Here is a 14,652-nt window from a genome sequence, read left to right as displayed (position 1 = left end):
TGGGGCTGGATACACCATTCACGGTGTGACGAGGCCGGTCCGGTAGGCGATCACCACGAGCTGTGCGCGGTCGCGGGCGCCGAGCTTGCCCATGGCGTGGCTGACGTGGGTGCGGGCGGTGGCCGGGCTGACGTACAGCGCCGCGCCGATCTCGTCGTTGCGCAGGCCCTGCCCGACCAGCGCCACCACCTCCCGCTCCCGGTCGGTGAGCACGGCGAGCTGATCCGCACCGGCCCGTCCGGCGCTGCGCCGCGCGGTGAACTGCCCGATCAGCCGTCGCGTGATCCGTGGTGCGAGCAGCGCGTCCCCGGCGGCGACCACGCGGATGCCGTGCAGCAGTTCGGCCGGGCCGGCGTCCTTGAGCAGGAAGCCGCTGGCGCCGGCTTCAAGACCTTCGAAGACGTACGCGTCCGTGTCGTACGTCGTCAGGATGAGCACCCGCACGTCGCACAGCCCGGTCGTCGCGGCGATCTGCCGGGTCGCCTCGATCCCGTCCATCCCCGGCATCCGGATGTCCATGAGCACGACGTGGGGGCGGGCCGCGCGGGCGAGTGCCACCGCTTCGCTGCCCGTGGTCGCCTCACCGACCACCGTGATGTCGTCCTCGGTGTCGAGCAGCAGCCGGAAGCCGGAGCGGACGAGGCGCTCGTCGTCCGCGAGCACCACTTTGATCATGTCGGTTCGCCCGTCGGGATCGAGGCGGTCACGGCTTTGATCATGTTGTTTCACCCGTCGGGATCGAGGCGGTCACGGCGAATCCGCCGCCTTTCACCGGGCCGGCCTCGAAGTCGCCGCCCAGCAGCCGGCACCGCTCCCGCATCCCGGTCAGGCCGCGTCCCGGGTCGGTGCGCGCCTCCCCGGCCGGCCGGCCCGCGCGCGGTCCCTCGTCGGCCACCCGCACCCGGACGGCCTCGTCCCCGCACTCCACGTCGATGGTGACGCGCGTCGGCCCGGCGTGCCGGATCACGTTGGTGATCGACTCCTGCAGGATCCGGTAGACGGCGAGGCCGACCGCGCCCGGCATCGTCGGCGGTTCGCCCGCCCGGTAGTCGACGTCGAGTCCGGCCGCACGCGCCTTCGCGGTGAGCTCGCCGATCTGGCCGAGCCCCGGCAGCGGCGCCCGCCCGTCGTCACCGTCCTGCAGCACACCCAGCACGGCCCGCATCTCGCGCAGCGCCCGCGAGCTCGTCTGCTCGATCACCTCCAGGGCCTCCCGCGCCTGCTCGGGCCGCTTGTCCAGCACGTGCGCGGTGACACCGGACTGCACGTTGATGATGGCGATGGCGTGCGCGACCGTGTCGTGCACCTCCCGCGCGATCCGGAGTCGCTCCTCGTCGACGCGGGCGCGGGTCTCCTGTTCGGCCCGTGCCACGGCGTCGGCGGCTATGACGCGCCGGGAGCGTACGCTCTCGCCCAGCGCCGCACTCATCACCGACGCGCCGATCCGGAAGAACACCCACCCGATCGCCGCCCGCGGCTCGATCCCGATCGCCGACACCAGCCACGCGATCGTCAGGATCGTGATCCCGCCACCCGCGATCCACAGCGACCGGCGCCCGTCACCCTGCGCGGTGAGCGTGTAGATCGCCACGAACAGCGCCAGCCACCCCGGCCCGTCCGGGAGATCGAGCGCGTAATAGATCAGGCTGCAGCACGCGGTCACCGCGAACACGGCGACCGGCCACCGCCGCCGCACGACCAGGGCGAGCCCGCTCACGATCAGCAGCGCGTAGCCCAGCGTCCCGGGATCCGGCCCCGACTCCGCGGCCGTCTTCGCCACCGTGCCCTGGACCTGCATCACGGTGATGAGGAGCGCGAGCAGCAGGTCCTGCATGTGCTGAATCCTAGGTCCCGGCGCCGCGCCGCACATACGTCCGTCGGCGTAGTCGTGGCCGCTTCCGGGCCGAAGACACCGCCCGCGCACCGGCTGAGGATTCCCACATGCCTGTTCATCTAGCCGCCGGTTACGAACTCGGCCACGGTCGTCTCGTACCCACCCTGGCCGCGATCATCGCCCTGGTCAGCGTCGTGGCCGCGATCCGCGCCCTGGTCCGCCCGCATCGGCCGACCGCCCTGGTCGCCCTGATCACAGCGCTCGCCGCCATAGTCGTCGGAGCCGTGCACGGCGGTAACGCCGCCGGCGGCCTCGGCACCGGAAACGGCCTGGCCGGCGCCGTCGTCGCCGTGGCGCTCGGCGCGATCGGCCTGCTCCTCGCCGGGCTGGCTCTCCTGCGCTCCACCCGAAAACCGGTCGCCTGATGCCTGACGGAAAATGCGGCTATGGAGATTCGGCTCATCACCCCTGCCGGGGAAGTCCGGGCGGAGCAGGTGTCGCGCCTGCCGGACCTGCTCGCGGGTGGTGAGGGCGTCGTCTGGGTGGACATCCCGGTCTGCGACCAGCCGGCCATGCGGGTGCTGACCGAGGTGTTCGGCTTCCACCCGCACGCCGTGCGCGACAGCGCCCAGCGCAACCGCGTCCCGAAGGTCCACGTCTACGCCGACCACGCGTTCGTGGTGCTGCACTCGCCGGAACTCGGCGCGGCCGGCCACGTCCACTATGTCGAACTGGACCAGTTCATCGGCCCGGGATACCTGGTCACGGTGCACGGCCCGCTCAACCCGGCGGTCGACACCAAGGTGTCACTGCAGGAGACGGGCGCGGTCCTGCGCCGCATCGAGGCGGGCCGGTTCAAGCCGCAGTCGTCGCACGAGCTTTCGTACGCTGTGGTGGGCGCGCTGACCCGCCGCCTGGAGGAGTTCATCGAGCGGCAGACGCAGTCCGTGTGGCTCCTGGAGCAGCGGGTGACCAGCGGCCACCTGGGCGACCCGGAGCAGTTCCTGGACCAGATGTTCCGCGCCCGCCACGGCCTGATCGCGGCCCGCACGATGGGCGCCCTGGGCCGCGAGATCTACGGCCGGCTGGCGGTGATCGGCCGCGGCGTGCCACCGTCGGCCCGCCCGATGCTGGAGGACACGGTCGACCAGTTCTCCCGGATCTACGCACTGGCGGACAGCCAGAAGGACTACCTCCAGGGCGTGATCGAGTTCTACCGAACCCGCAGCGACACGAAGATGACGGTCGCGGCGGAGCGGCTCGCGGTGATCGCGGTGGTCACGCTGCCGATCACCGCCCTCTCCTCCATCCTGGGCATGAACATCATCGTCAACGACCAGACGGACTTCCCCTTGCTCGCGGTGGTCCTGACCGCCATGTCCATCATGTCAGCGACCCTGCTGGCCTGGGCCAAACGCCAGGGCTGGTGGTGACCCACGTTCGGTCGCGGGTGAAACGGGGCGGAAACGTTCGTGGCCCGGCGCCGCGGGTGCTCGCCGCAACGCGGAACCTCACTGCGGCTCTGTCCACAGTGAATTTCCGCGCAAACGTGTGTCGGGGTTTGAGGTCTGCGCGGGTGGGTTGCCTGCGATGCGGCGACGGCGGCGGGCCGCCTGGGCGGCTGTCGGCGCGGCGAGGGCGGCCACGGCGGCGGGAGACGGCCGGTCACCGTGGCTCGACCCCGGCGCGCGGACCGATGAGCGGATCGCCCCACTGTCCGGGCTGGCGACCGAGACCAATCTTGTCAGTCAGGACAATTCATAGGCGGGCCAGTGCCGACATCGGGTCCTCAATGGCGTCGGCGACCGCGCGGATGAAGCCGGCGGCGGTGCCGCCGTCGCAGACGCGGTGGTCGAAGACGAAGGAGAGTTGGGTCATCTTGCGTACGGCGAGCGCGCCGTCCACCACCCACGGGCGATCGATGATCCGGCCCAGGCCGAGCATCGCCACCTGCGGATGGTTGATGATGGCCGCGCTGCCGTCCACCCGGAACGCGCCGTAGTTGTTCAGCGTGAACGTGCCCGCCGTCAACTCGGCCGGGGTCGACTCGTTGCGGCGGGCCCGCGCGGTCACGTCGCGGATCGCCGCGTCGAGGTCGGTTGCGGTCATCGACTCGGCGTTCATGACGGCCGGGACGACCAGGCCGCGGTCCGTCTGGACGGCCAGTCCTAGGTTGATCGCGTTCAGCTGGACGATCTCCTGCCGCTCGGTGTCGAGCCGGGCGTTGAGTACCGGGTAGGCGCGCAGACCGGCCACCACGAACCGTGCGATGTAGGCCAGCAGGCCCGGTGAACCGGCCTGGCCGCGTGTGCGTTCCCGCAGCTCCCACAGGGCGGTGGCGTCGATGTCCACCCACACGGTCGCTTCGGGGATCTCGGCGCGGCTGCGGGTGAGCACCGCCGATACGGCCTTGCGGAACCCGGACAGCGGGATCCGGGTTTCCCCGTCGGGCAAATCGGTCGAAACGGGAGGGACGGGCTGGGCGGCGGTCGGCGTCACGACATCGCGCCGAGTGATGACACCGCCGGGCCCGGTCCCGCGCAGCGTAGACAGATCAATCCCGGTCTCCCGGGCCAACTTGCGCACCAACGGCGAGATCACCCGCGGCACGGCGGCGGCGGGGGCAGGGACGGCGAGGGCGGCAGTAGGGACGGCGGGGGCGGCAGGGACGGCGAGGGCGGCAGTAGGGACGGCGGGGGCGGCAGGGACGGCAGGGACGGCAGTAGGGGCGGCGGGGGCGGCGGCAGGGGTGGCCGCACGGCGAGGGCGACGCCGGCGCGCCGAGGTCGCCGACGCACCTGACGTCCCGTAGCCGACCAGGACGTTTCCCGATCCGGCCCGTTCCTCCTCGCGATAGGTCTCGGCGGCGGGGGAGGCCGGCGCCACCGTCAGCAACGGCGACCCCACCTCCAGGACCACACCCTCCGCGGCATGCCGGACAGCCACCCGTCCCGCATGTGGCGACGGCACCTCGACCACCGCCTTGGCCGTCTCCACCTCGACGACGGGCTGATCGATCTCGATCACGTCGCCGTCGGACACCAGCCAGCGGACGATCTCCGCCTCGGTCAGGCCCTCGCCGAGGTCGGGCAGTGTGAAGACCTGGGTGCTCACGAGTCCTCCCACTGCAGGTCGTCGACGGTGTCGAGGATCCGGTCCACAGAGGGCAGCTGGAAATGTTCCAGCTTCGGCGGCGGGTAGGGAATGTCGAAACCGGTCACCCGGCGCACGGGGGCGTGCAGGTGGTGGAAGCACCTCTCCATCACCCGCGCGGCGATCTCCGAGGAGACGCTGGCGAATCCGGCGGCCTCCGCGATCACCACGGCCCGCCCGGTCGAGCGCACCGCCTCGCACACGGTCTCGTCGTCGAAGGGCACGATCGAGCGCACGTCGACGACCTGCAGGCTGCGGCCCTCCTGCGCGGCGGCCTCGGCGGCCTCCAGCGCCACGGGTACCGCCGGGCCGTAGGCGATCAGGGTGGCGTCGGTGCCGGGTCTGCGGATCGCCGCGCGCCCGATCGGTGCGACAGAAGAGTCAAGATCAGCTTCGGTACGGGAGAAGTACAGCTTTTTTGGTTCGAGGAACACCACCGGATCCGGTGAGGCGATCGCCTGCCGCAACAGTCCATAGGCGTCCGCGGGGCAGGACGGTGCCAGGACGTGCAATCCGGGAGTGTGCGCGTAATACGCCTCGGAGGAATCGCAGTGGTGCTCCACGCCGCCGATGCCACCGGCGTAGGGAACCCGGATCACGAGTGGCACCTCGGCCCGGCCCCGGGTCCGGTTGCGCATCTTCGCCGCGTGGCTCACCAGCTGTTCGAAAGCCGGATAGGCGAACGCGTCGAACTGCATCTCGACGACCGGCCGCATCCCGTTCATCGCCATGCCGATCGCCATGCCGAGAATGCCGGACTCGGCGAGCGGGGTGTCGAAACAGCGGTCCTCACCGAACTCCGCGGAGAGCCCGTCGGTGATCCGGAAGACGCCGCCGAGAGGGCCGACGTCCTCGCCGAACACGACGACCGACTTGTCCGCGGCCATCGAGTCGCGCAGGGCCCGGTTCAGAGCGGTCGCCATCGTCAGTTTCTCGGTAGCCATCAGCGCACCTCCTCACGGGTCAGTTCGTCGGCGACGAGAGCCTGCTGCTCACGCAGTTGCGGCGTCGGCTCGGCGTAGACGTAGGCGAACAGGTCCCGATAGTCAGCGACCACATCGGTGTTGAGGCCGGCGCGCATGTGTTCCGCCATTTCGGCCGCGCTCGCCGCGTACCCCGCTGCTTTTTGATCGTCGAGAAGCCCGCGCCCTCGCAGATAGGTCTCCACGCGCGTGATCGGGTCACGCGCGATCCAGGGAGCCACCTCGTCGGCGTCGCGGTAACGGCTCGCGTCGTCCGCATTGGTGTGCGCCTGCACCCGATAGGTGTGCGCCTCCACCAGCTGCGGCCCCTCCCCGGAACGGGCCTTCTCCACGGCCGCGCCGAGAACGGTGAGAAGCGCGGCGATGTCATTTCCGTCGACGCGTTCGCCGGGAATCCCGTACCCGATTCCCTTGTGCGCCAGAGAGGGCGCCGCGGTCTGCCGGGAGAGGGGCACGGAGATGGCGTATTCGTTGTTCTGCACGAAGAAGACGACCGGTGTGCGGAAGACGGCCGCGAAATTGAGCGCCTCGTGGAAATCGCCCTCGCTGGTCGCGCCGTCGCCGCAGATCGCCATGACCACGGCGTCCTCACCGCGCAGCCGGCCCGCGTGCGCGACGCCGACCGCGTGCAGCAGATGCGTCGCGAGGGGCGTGGCCTGCGGCGCAACCCGCGTCGCCACCGGGTCGTAACCGCTGTGCCAGTCGCCCTTGAGCAGGGTGAGCGCCTGCACCGGATCGACGCCGCGGGCCGCGATGGCGGCGGTGTCACGATATGTCGGGAAAAGCCAGTCGCCGGGGGAGAGGACGTGCGCGGCGGCTACCTGGCACGCCTCCTGACCGTGTGAGGACGGGTAGACGGCGAGCCGTCCCTGGCGGACCAGGGCATAGGCCTGATCGTTGAGGCGGCGGGCGGCGACCAGGGCGGCGTACGCGCGGATCAGCGCGTCGTCGGTCGGGAGGTCGACGCCGACGGGGTTGCCGTCCGGGTCGAGGAGCATCACGGGCTCTCCGGACGGCAGCAGGTGAGCTGCGTCACGTGTCATGTAGGGATTCTTGTTCCCTGGCCAATTGAACGCCATTGTCAGCGCAAAGCCGAGAAGATGGCAGTCGGTGGCGGGCTGGAGGCGGCCGATCGTCCAAGGTTGGGCTTTGCCGGCCCTCGCCGGAAAGACAGGTGGCAACGGTGCTCGACGAGACCGACAAGCGCATTATCACCGCTCTCGCCCGGGATGCCCGGATGTCGATGCGGACCCTCGCCGAGACCCTGCACATCTCACGGGCCAACGCCTACTCGCGCGTCGCCCGGCTGCAGGAGACCGGCGTGATCCGCGGCTACCACGCCGACATCGACCCGGTGGCGGCCGGGCTGACCACCGCGGCGTACGTGACGCTCAACCTCCAGCAGGCGAACTGGCGCGAGGTCCTGGAACGGCTGGAGGCGCTGCCCGGCGTCGTGCACATCGGCCTGGTCGGCGGCGACTTCGACGTCATCATGCTGGTCCGCGTCGCCGACAACACCGAACTGCGCCACCTCGTGCTGGACGAGATCCAGGGCATGCCCGGCGTGACCAGCACCCGGACGCTGCTGCTCTTCGAGGAGATGGAGCCGAGGGGAATCCACAACGGCGGATGAGGTTTTGCCGGACATTGTGCTCACCGAGAGCTACGACTACGTGGCCCGGCCCGGCGATGCGGGAGCTGAGTACTTCTATTACGTCAAGACGCCGTTGTCCTCGCTGCCGGCCCTGGTCGAGCACTTCGAAACCACACCGGGTGAGGGCAACCTCGAAACCCGCCTGGTCGCCGGCCTCCGCAACCTCGTCAAGACCGGGGAGCTGCACGCCGCCCTGGACAAGGAGAAGGCACGCGACATCGTCGCGGCTCACTTCCGGCAGGCCGGCGTCCCGGCCGAGAGCAAGTTCTCCTACTGGGTCAACTCGGACTGGGGCGACGACTGACCGTCATCCGGCCGATCAGGACAGGCGGATGGGGTTCACCACGTCGGCGGTGATGGTCAGGAGCATGACGGCTCCGCCGAGCAGGACCAGCGCCATGGTGATCGGTATCAGTCTGGTGAAGTCGACCGGGCCGGCGGCCGGGCGCCCCCGCAACCGACGCACGACGTCGCGGATCCGTTCGTACCAGATGATGGCGATGTGGCCGCCGTCCAGCGGCAGCAGCGGCAGCAGGTTGAAGACGGCCATGAAGAGGTTGAGGCTGGCCAGCAGCAGGAGGAAGACCTCCCAGAGGCCGCGCTCGACCGCCTCACCGCCGAGGCGGCTCGCGCCGACCATGCTGATCGGGGTGTCGGGGGAGCGTTCCGCGCCGCCGATCGCGGCGACCACGGCGGGGAGACGTTGGGGGAATGCCGCCAGCTGTTTCACGGTACGCGTGACAAGCTCGCCGGTGAACGAACCGGTCGCCCCCACGGCGTCCAGCGGGCCGTACTTCAGGTAGGCGGGAGGCTGCTGAGCCGTCACGCCGATCCTGCCGACCGACCCGACGCGGGCCACGTCGACCGTGAGCGTCAGGGGCCGGCCGTCACGGGAGACGGTCAGCGGGGTCGGGCCGGTGGCGGACTGGACCGCGGTCAGCACGTCGCTCCAGAGTGGGGTGGGTGTGCCGCCGACGGACAGGATGCGGTCGCCGGGGCGCAGTCCGGCGGCAGCGGCCGGGCACGTGGTGCCCTGGACGCAGTTGGTGGCCGCGACCACCGGTTCGCCGACCGGGTTGAGGTTGGGCAGGCCGGTGGTGACCGCCATCGCGTACAGGATGGCGACCGCCAGGAACACGTGGGTGACCGCGCCGGAGGCCATCACGGCGGTGCGTTTCCAGGCGGCGAAACGGTACATCGCGCGCGGCCGCTCGTCGGGTGTCAGGTCGTCGAGGGCGGTCATGCCGGCGATGTCGCAGAAGCCGCCGATCGGCAGGGCCTTCAACCCGTACTCCGTGTGGCCGCGCCGGAACGAGAAGAGCGTGGGCCCGCGGCCGACGAAGTAGCGGCGCACCCGCATCCCGAAGGCGCGGGCGCTCAGCAGGTGCCCGGCCTCGTGCAGGGCGAGCGAGAGGCAGAGGGCGAGCACGAACAGGGCGACCCCGGTGACGTAAGCCAGCACGCGGTGAGACTACTCACGCGAGCAGTTCCCGGGCCAGCGCCTCGGCCCACCACTGCTCGACCCGGTCGGGGGACCAGCCGCGCTCGGCGGTCAGCACCAGGTAGAGGTCGATGCCGCAGATCGCGGCGTAGACGTCGGTGGCGGTGGCGACGTCGAGACCCTCCCGGAGCACGCCGGGCGGCCACGACGAGAACACCTGGACCCGCGTCTCGTCGCCCTGCCGGCGGCCCGCGCGGTAGGCGGCGGCCAGCTCCGGTTCGGTGCGGCCCGCCTCGCGGACCAGGACGATGACGTCGCCGGCGTGCTCGAACAGCCGGCGGTCGTATCCGGCCATGACGGCGAGTTGCCGTGCCGGATCGCCCTCGGCCGCCTCCAGACCGGCGAGCGACCGGGCCGGGTCGGCGGCCGTGTCGGCGGCCTCGGCCAGAGCACGCGTGAGGCCGATCTTGTTGCCGTACGCGGAGTACACCGTCGGGACCGACACTCCTGCCTCGCGCGCGACCTCTCGTACCGTAGTCGCCGCCCAGCCCTGAGCGACGAAGAGCCGGCGCGCCGCCGCGGCGATCTCCCCCCGGGTTTCCGCAGCCTGCGCCGCACGGCGCAGCGAGTCGTACTTCCGCATGCCTGGTCCTTTGGTTTAACGCTGCTTATATTGAATACATGGTACGCCAACCACTTGCCGGCCTGGCCGGAGTCGGCTTCGCCGTCGTGATCGTCGCCATCAACGCCGTGCTGGTGCCCGCCGGGTTCCCGCTCACCGGCGCACCGCGGGCCGAGGTCGCGGAGTTCTTCGCCGGCCATGCCGACCTCGTGCGGGCCGCCTCCGCCGCCGCGCCCGCCGCCTGGTTCCTGTCCACAATGTTCGCCGCCGGTGCGCTCGCCGCGCTCTGGGGGACCGGCCCGATGTGGGCGCTCGCCGGTTTCGCCGGGGTGATGCTGCAGAACCTCACGTTCACCGGCGTGACGGCCACCCGGCTGGCGCTGACCAGCGTGCCGGAGCCGGGCCTGTGGGCGCTGCACGACGCTCTGTTCGTCTTCAACGGCGCGTTCCTCGCCCTCGCCATGGTCGGCCTGTCGATCAGCGGGCTGCGCGCCGGGCTGATCCGCCGGTGGCACGCCGCGATCGGGCTGGTCGCGGCGGCCCTGCAGTTCGCCTCGGCGACGCTGAGCCCGCTGGTCATCGGCGATCCGGGCCCGGTGGGGCTGCTCGGTCTGGCCGGCTGGCTGATCTGGGTGGTGTGGATCGCCGCCTATGGAATCGCGCTGAGGGGGAATACTGGGTCGGCGTGAGACGTCTCGTCGCCGCCGCGCTGGTCCTGCTCGTCGCCGGGTGCACGCCGGGCCCGCCCGAGCCGGCGCCCGGCACCGAGACGCTGACCGTCTGGCAGTGGAACGTTGCCGGCTGGGTGCTGAACGGCGGGTCGGCCACGAACGGCATGGTCCAGGCGGCGGTCACCTCGATCCTGAGCCACGACGCCGACCTCGTGGCGTTCAACGAGATCTGCTGGGACCAGTTCGTGGCGGTGCGGGACCGGCTCCACGAGGTGGGCTGGCCGGCGGACTCCGGCCGGTTCGGGGACGCGTGGAGCGACCACTGCGCGGGCAAGCCGTTCGGCAACGCGCTGCTCAGCCGCCGCCCGCTCGGCGCGACGGACCGGATCTCCCTCGCGGTGGAACCGGCTGACGAGGGCGAGGTCCGCAACCTGGTCTGCTCGGTCGTGGCGGGCACGCGGCTGCGGTTCTGCGTCACGCACCTGTCGCCGCACGGTGTGGTGGCCACCCAGTCCGAGCAGGTGCGCACGCACGTGGAGGCCTATCCGGAGACGGTGGTCGTCGCCGGCGACCTGAACAGCCAGCCCGACGTGTCGCGGCTCGACACGTGGTACTCCTCCTCGGCGAACACCTCGATCAATCCGGATAACTCCGGCAGGTTCCGCGAGCTTGGTGACACGGGATCGGTCTGTCCGGGCTACGGACCGGCAACCACCTACCGTACGGAGGACGGACCCTGCGGCACCGGGCTCCGCATCGACCTGATCTTCGTGCCGGAGGACCGGGTGGCCGGGCGCTACTCGGCGGCGTCCGAGCCGATCACCACGGCGTGCGGCGGGCCGTGCTCCGACCACCGGATCACGTACGGCCGGGTGACGCTGCGGCCTTGACCCTCGATGAGGTCGAGGCACCAGGCTGACCGCATGATCGAGAACTTGAGGACCGTCCTGCACGCGTCCTGGGGCGCCGACACCTGCGACCCGCACGACCTGCCGGACTGGACAGCCGAGAACCCGGCGCGCGGCCAGTGCGGGGTGACCGCCCTCGTGGTGCAGGACCTGGTCGGCGGCGAGCTGATCCTGGGCGAGGTGTTCGCGGACGGCGCGAAGACGGGCCACCACTACTGGAACCGGCTTCCGGGCGGGCGTGAGGTCGACTTCACCGCTTCGCAGTTCCGCCCCGGCGAGGTGGTCACCGGGGGAGTGGTGCAGCCGCGTCCGCCGACAGCGCCGGTCCGGTGCCGCGCCCAGTACGAGATCCTCAGCCGCCGCGTCCGAGCGATGTGGAATGTGACCCAGGTTGCCGATACATGAACGTAACGCGCTCGGCCGTTCACCTTTGGTAGCGTTCCGGGATGGCCGCCGACCGTGGTAACGCTCCCATGACGGGCGGGGTGGACGTCTCCGCCCACGTGCTCGACCTTCTCGACCAGCACATTCTCACGATGCAGCGGCTTCGGGCGCGGATGCGGATGCGGACGACGACCACGCCCGGCGCGCGGTACGCGCTGGCGCTCGACAGCCTGCGCGCCGCCCGCGACTTCGGCGCCCGGCTCGGCGCGGTGCTGCTGACCCGGCCGGTCCGGCACCGGGCCTCCGTCACCGTGCGCCGGGGAGGCCGGGCCGGCGGCAGGTGATCCGGGCGACAGGGGTACCGGCAGGGACTCCTGGCCGCCCGGCCGCGCGTCGTATCTTTGGCGCCATGGGACAGCTCAACCAGGCGGAGATGCGCGGGCAGATCCGCGACTTCCTGTCGACCCGGCGTGCGCGGCTCACCCCCGAGCAGGCCGGGATTCCGGTCTTCGGCGGCAACCGGCGGGTCAAGGGCCTGCGCCGCGAGGAGGTCGCCATCCTCGCCGGGATCAGCGTGGAGTACTACATCCGGCTGGAGCGCGGCGACGCCCGCGGGGTGTCGGAGAGCGTCCTCGACGGCATCAACCACGCGCTGCAGCTCAGCGATGCCGAGCGGGCCCACCTGCTCGACCTCGTCCGCGGGTGCGACGCCGCCCGCCCGCTCGGGCTCGCGCGCAACACGGTGCGCCCGCCCATCCAGCGCATCCTCGACTCGATGGCGACCGCACCGGCGGCCGTCCTGAACGGCCGTCTCGACATCCTCGCTACGAACGCGCTGGGCCGGGCCCTCCACGAGCCGATGTATGCCGAGCCGGACAGCCCGGTCAACATCGCCCGCTTCACGTTCCTCGACCCGGCGTCCCGCACGTTCTGGCGCGACTGGGACCGGATCGCCGACGACGAGGCCGACGTGCTGCGCGCCGAGGCCGGCCGCTACCCGTGTGACCCTGACCTGTTCGCGCTGATCGGCGAGCTGTCCACCCGCAGCGAGGAGTTCCGGGTGCGGTGGGCGCGTCATGACGTGCGTGAGCACACGACCGGTGTGAAGCGCGTCCACCACCCGATCGTCGGCGACCTCGACCTGCCGTACGAATGCACGCCCCTGGCCGGCGACCCCGGCCAGGTGCTGCAGGTGTACACGCCCGAGCACGACACCCCGGCGGCGGACGCGCTCACACTTCTCGCGAACTGGGCCGGCTCACCCGCCTAGGGCCCGCGTCAGCGCCGGGATCATCACGGCCGCGGCGACGAGGTGAAGCAGGATCAGGGCGACGACCGTGGCGGCGTTCGCTCCGGAGATGAGGGGCGGGACCAGGGAGACAGCGGTCAGCGTCACGGCCGTCCACCGGAACCGCTCGGCGGGGCGGGCGCTCCAGCGCTGCAGGGCCACGGCGATGACGACGCCGACGACCGAGAAGAAGGCGGTGACGACGGCGAAACCGGGCAGCGGGATCGTCTCGCCGCCGTCGGGGATCTCGAAGTCGGCGCCGGCGGCCCTGGCGAGCGCGGCGGCGAGGGTGGTGGCCACCGCCGCCACGAGCGCGGCGGCGAGCCCGATTCCGGCGAGCCGTGCGGTCCGGCGCGGTGCCGTCGCGGTGTGGTCGGTGCTGCTGTTCATGTCTGTTCCACTCACGAGTTCTGTTCCTCTCACGGGCTCTGTTCCTCTCACGAGCGATGAAGGGGCCGACGGGAGCGCGATGCGCACGGTTGCTGTGCGGCGGCCGGGGTTGTGCAGGGCCCGGACGCCGGTGCCGCGCAGCCAGAACCCGGCGTCGCGTCGCAGGACGGGGCCAGGCCGGCCGTCGCGCAGCTCCAGCTGCACGCGGCCACGGGTGACCACCGCGAACGCGCGGTGCCACTCGGCCGGATCCACCGCGACGCGCTCGCCACCACGAAGTGCGAGCGTTCGCACCGGTGCTACTCCGTGCCGTCGGCCGGCAGGCGCTCGGGCAGACCGAACCGGGGGAACCGGTCCGCGTGGAACGTGACGATCTCGGCGATCGCCCCGCCGGTGACGCGCAGGACGTCGATCGTCAGCGGGAGGTACGCGCCCTCCTGCTCGCGCCAGTGGTAGAACGCGACGGCGGGCTGCCGGTTCGCGGAGGTGAGCACGGCGCGCAGGCCGGTCATGGTGTCGAAGCCGTTCTCGATCCAGTCGTTCACGACCGTGTCGCGGCCCACGTACAGGCCGGGGGTGGGCGGCATCGAGCAGCGGACGTCGTCGCGCAGCAGGGCGGCGACCGCGCCCACGTCGGTGGCGACGCTGGCCTCGGTGAAGCGGCGGACCAGTTCGCGCGTACCGGCGTCGTCGCCGCCGGTCCAGTCCTGCCGGTCGGCGGGCAGGTGCTCGCGCATGCCGGCGCGGGCCCGCTGCAGCGCGCTGTTCACCGAGTTGACCGAGTCACCGAGGAGCTCCGCGACGTCCTTCGCCGGCCAGCCGAGCACGTCCCGCAGGATCAGCACGGCCCGCGGGCGCGGTGCGAGGTGCTGGACCGCGACCAGGTACGCCAACTCGATCGTCTCCCGCGCGACGGCCACCGTCTCCGGCTCGTCCGCGTCGCCCGCGGGCAGTTCGTCGAGCAACCGGTCCGGGTACGGCTGCAACCACCGCACCTCGCCGCCGGTCGCGGGTTCCGGGCGGCGCTTGGCGAGCAGGTCCAGGCAGGCGTTGGTGGCGATCCGGTACAGCCAGGCCCGGAACGTCGACCGTCCCTCGAACGTCTCCCGCCGCCGCCAGGCACGCAGGAACGTCTCCTGCACGGTGTCCTCGGCGTCCTCGAACGACCCGAGCATCCGGTAGCAGTGCACGTGCAGCTCCCGCCGGTGCCGCTCGGCCAGCCCTTCGAAGCCCTCGCTCGGCCGCGTGTCCGTACTCATGCCGTCATCCTTCCGCCTCACCGTTGTTCCGTCGTAGGTGTGACGGCGGCGGGCGGCAGAACTCA

The 14,652-nt window shown here is 71.4% G+C and carries 19 protein-coding genes; 10 read left to right on the top strand and 9 right to left on the bottom strand.

The window, feature by feature from the left end; translation table 11 throughout:
• Positions 1-18: 18 nt before the first annotated feature.
• Both AB0M02_RS39025 and AB0M02_RS39020 read right to left on the bottom strand, forming a co-directional pair.
• Positions 19-675, bottom strand: coding sequence for a response regulator transcription factor (locus tag AB0M02_RS39025; RefSeq protein ID WP_364236675.1), 657 nt, complete (start codon positions 673-675; stop codon positions 19-21).
• A gap of 40 nt (positions 676-715) precedes the next feature.
• Positions 716-1,834, bottom strand: a complete 1,119-nt coding sequence (locus tag AB0M02_RS39020) for a sensor histidine kinase (protein WP_364236673.1) — start codon at positions 1,832-1,834, stop codon at positions 716-718.
• A 107-nt stretch (positions 1,835-1,941) separates the two neighbouring features.
• Here AB0M02_RS39020 and AB0M02_RS39015 point away from each other — a divergent pair, with 107 nt between their 5' ends.
• The 3 genes from AB0M02_RS39015 to AB0M02_RS39005 all read left to right on the top strand — a co-directional run bounded on the left by AB0M02_RS39015 (position 1,942) and on the right by AB0M02_RS39005 (position 3,598).
• Positions 1,942-2,259: a DUF6223 family protein gene (locus AB0M02_RS39015; protein WP_364236670.1), complete on the top strand. Its 318-nt coding sequence runs from the start codon at positions 1,942-1,944 to the stop codon at positions 2,257-2,259.
• Between the two features lie 21 nt (positions 2,260-2,280).
• Complete coding sequence (locus tag AB0M02_RS39010; RefSeq protein ID WP_364236667.1) at positions 2,281-3,267, top strand: magnesium transporter CorA family protein; 987 nt, start codon at positions 2,281-2,283, stop codon at positions 3,265-3,267.
• A gap of 157 nt (positions 3,268-3,424) precedes the next feature.
• Positions 3,425-3,598, top strand: coding sequence for a hypothetical protein (locus tag AB0M02_RS39005; RefSeq protein WP_364236665.1), 174 nt, complete (start codon positions 3,425-3,427; stop codon positions 3,596-3,598).
• Here the strand turns inward: AB0M02_RS39005 and AB0M02_RS39000 are convergent.
• From AB0M02_RS39000 to pdhA, 3 genes are read right to left on the bottom strand one after another with little or no spacing between them, the layout of a single operon-like run.
• A complete protein-coding gene (locus AB0M02_RS39000; protein WP_364236662.1) occupies positions 3,593-4,948 on the bottom strand; it encodes a dihydrolipoamide acetyltransferase family protein in 1,356 nt (451 codons plus the stop codon). The genes AB0M02_RS39005 and AB0M02_RS39000 overlap by 6 nt on opposite strands.
• Positions 4,945-5,931: an alpha-ketoacid dehydrogenase subunit beta gene (locus AB0M02_RS38995; RefSeq protein ID WP_364236659.1), complete on the bottom strand. Its 987-nt coding sequence runs from the start codon at positions 5,929-5,931 to the stop codon at positions 4,945-4,947. The genes AB0M02_RS39000 and AB0M02_RS38995 overlap by 4 nt, the downstream gene beginning before the upstream one ends.
• Positions 5,931-7,013: a pyruvate dehydrogenase (acetyl-transferring) E1 component subunit alpha gene (gene pdhA, locus AB0M02_RS38990; protein ID WP_364236657.1), complete on the bottom strand. Its 1,083-nt coding sequence runs from the start codon at positions 7,011-7,013 to the stop codon at positions 5,931-5,933. Before pdhA ends, AB0M02_RS38995 begins: the two co-directional genes overlap by 1 nt.
• A gap of 140 nt (positions 7,014-7,153) precedes the next feature.
• Between pdhA and AB0M02_RS38985 the strand changes: the two genes are divergently transcribed.
• Together AB0M02_RS38985 and AB0M02_RS38980 are read left to right on the top strand one after the other, a co-directional pair.
• Complete coding sequence (locus AB0M02_RS38985) at positions 7,154-7,603, top strand: Lrp/AsnC family transcriptional regulator (protein WP_364236654.1); 450 nt, start codon at positions 7,154-7,156, stop codon at positions 7,601-7,603.
• Between the two features lie 4 nt (positions 7,604-7,607).
• A complete protein-coding gene (locus AB0M02_RS38980; RefSeq protein WP_364236652.1) occupies positions 7,608-7,928 on the top strand; it encodes a hypothetical protein in 321 nt (106 codons plus the stop codon).
• A gap of 15 nt (positions 7,929-7,943) precedes the next feature.
• Here AB0M02_RS38980 and AB0M02_RS38975 read toward each other — a convergent pair whose 3' ends face one another.
• On the bottom strand, positions 7,944-9,083 hold the full coding sequence (locus AB0M02_RS38975; RefSeq protein WP_364236743.1) for a site-2 protease family protein: 1,140 nt from the start codon (positions 9,081-9,083) through the stop codon (positions 7,944-7,946).
• Between the two features lie 16 nt (positions 9,084-9,099).
• Positions 9,100-9,708, bottom strand: coding sequence for a helix-turn-helix domain-containing protein (locus AB0M02_RS38970; RefSeq protein ID WP_364236651.1), 609 nt, complete (start codon positions 9,706-9,708; stop codon positions 9,100-9,102).
• Positions 9,709-9,746: 38 nt separating this feature from the next.
• Between AB0M02_RS38970 and AB0M02_RS38965 the strand changes: the two genes are divergently transcribed.
• The 5 genes from AB0M02_RS38965 to AB0M02_RS38945 all read left to right on the top strand — a co-directional run bounded on the left by AB0M02_RS38965 (position 9,747) and on the right by AB0M02_RS38945 (position 12,920).
• On the top strand, positions 9,747-10,376 hold the full coding sequence (locus AB0M02_RS38965) for a hypothetical protein (protein ID WP_364236649.1): 630 nt from the start codon (positions 9,747-9,749) through the stop codon (positions 10,374-10,376).
• Positions 10,373-11,248: an endonuclease/exonuclease/phosphatase family protein gene (locus AB0M02_RS38960; RefSeq protein ID WP_364236647.1), complete on the top strand. Its 876-nt coding sequence runs from the start codon at positions 10,373-10,375 to the stop codon at positions 11,246-11,248. Before AB0M02_RS38965 ends, AB0M02_RS38960 begins: the two co-directional genes overlap by 4 nt.
• Positions 11,249-11,281: 33 nt before the next feature.
• Complete coding sequence (locus AB0M02_RS38955) at positions 11,282-11,671, top strand: hypothetical protein (RefSeq protein WP_364236644.1); 390 nt, start codon at positions 11,282-11,284, stop codon at positions 11,669-11,671.
• 41 nt (positions 11,672-11,712) lie between these two features.
• Positions 11,713-11,994 (top strand): hypothetical protein, encoded by a 282-nt coding sequence (locus AB0M02_RS38950; protein ID WP_364236642.1) that lies wholly within the window; start codon positions 11,713-11,715, stop codon positions 11,992-11,994.
• Between the two features lie 65 nt (positions 11,995-12,059).
• Positions 12,060-12,920: a helix-turn-helix transcriptional regulator gene (locus AB0M02_RS38945; protein WP_364236640.1), complete on the top strand. Its 861-nt coding sequence runs from the start codon at positions 12,060-12,062 to the stop codon at positions 12,918-12,920.
• Here the strand turns inward: AB0M02_RS38945 and AB0M02_RS38940 are convergent.
• Both AB0M02_RS38940 and AB0M02_RS38935 read right to left on the bottom strand, forming a co-directional pair.
• On the bottom strand, positions 12,909-13,622 hold the full coding sequence (locus AB0M02_RS38940) for a DUF6069 family protein (protein ID WP_364236637.1): 714 nt from the start codon (positions 13,620-13,622) through the stop codon (positions 12,909-12,911). The genes AB0M02_RS38945 and AB0M02_RS38940 overlap by 12 nt on opposite strands.
• 5 nt (positions 13,623-13,627) lie before the next feature.
• Complete coding sequence (locus AB0M02_RS38935) at positions 13,628-14,587, bottom strand: RNA polymerase subunit sigma-70 (protein WP_364236635.1); 960 nt, start codon at positions 14,585-14,587, stop codon at positions 13,628-13,630.
• Between the last annotated feature and the right edge of the window lie 65 nt (positions 14,588-14,652).

The organism is Actinoplanes sp. NPDC051861 (assembly GCF_040681145.1).
GTDB lineage: Bacteria > Actinomycetota > Actinomycetes > Mycobacteriales > Micromonosporaceae > Actinoplanes.
Note: the sequence above shows the minus strand (reverse complement) of the source record. Positions and strands in the feature narration are given on the sequence as shown.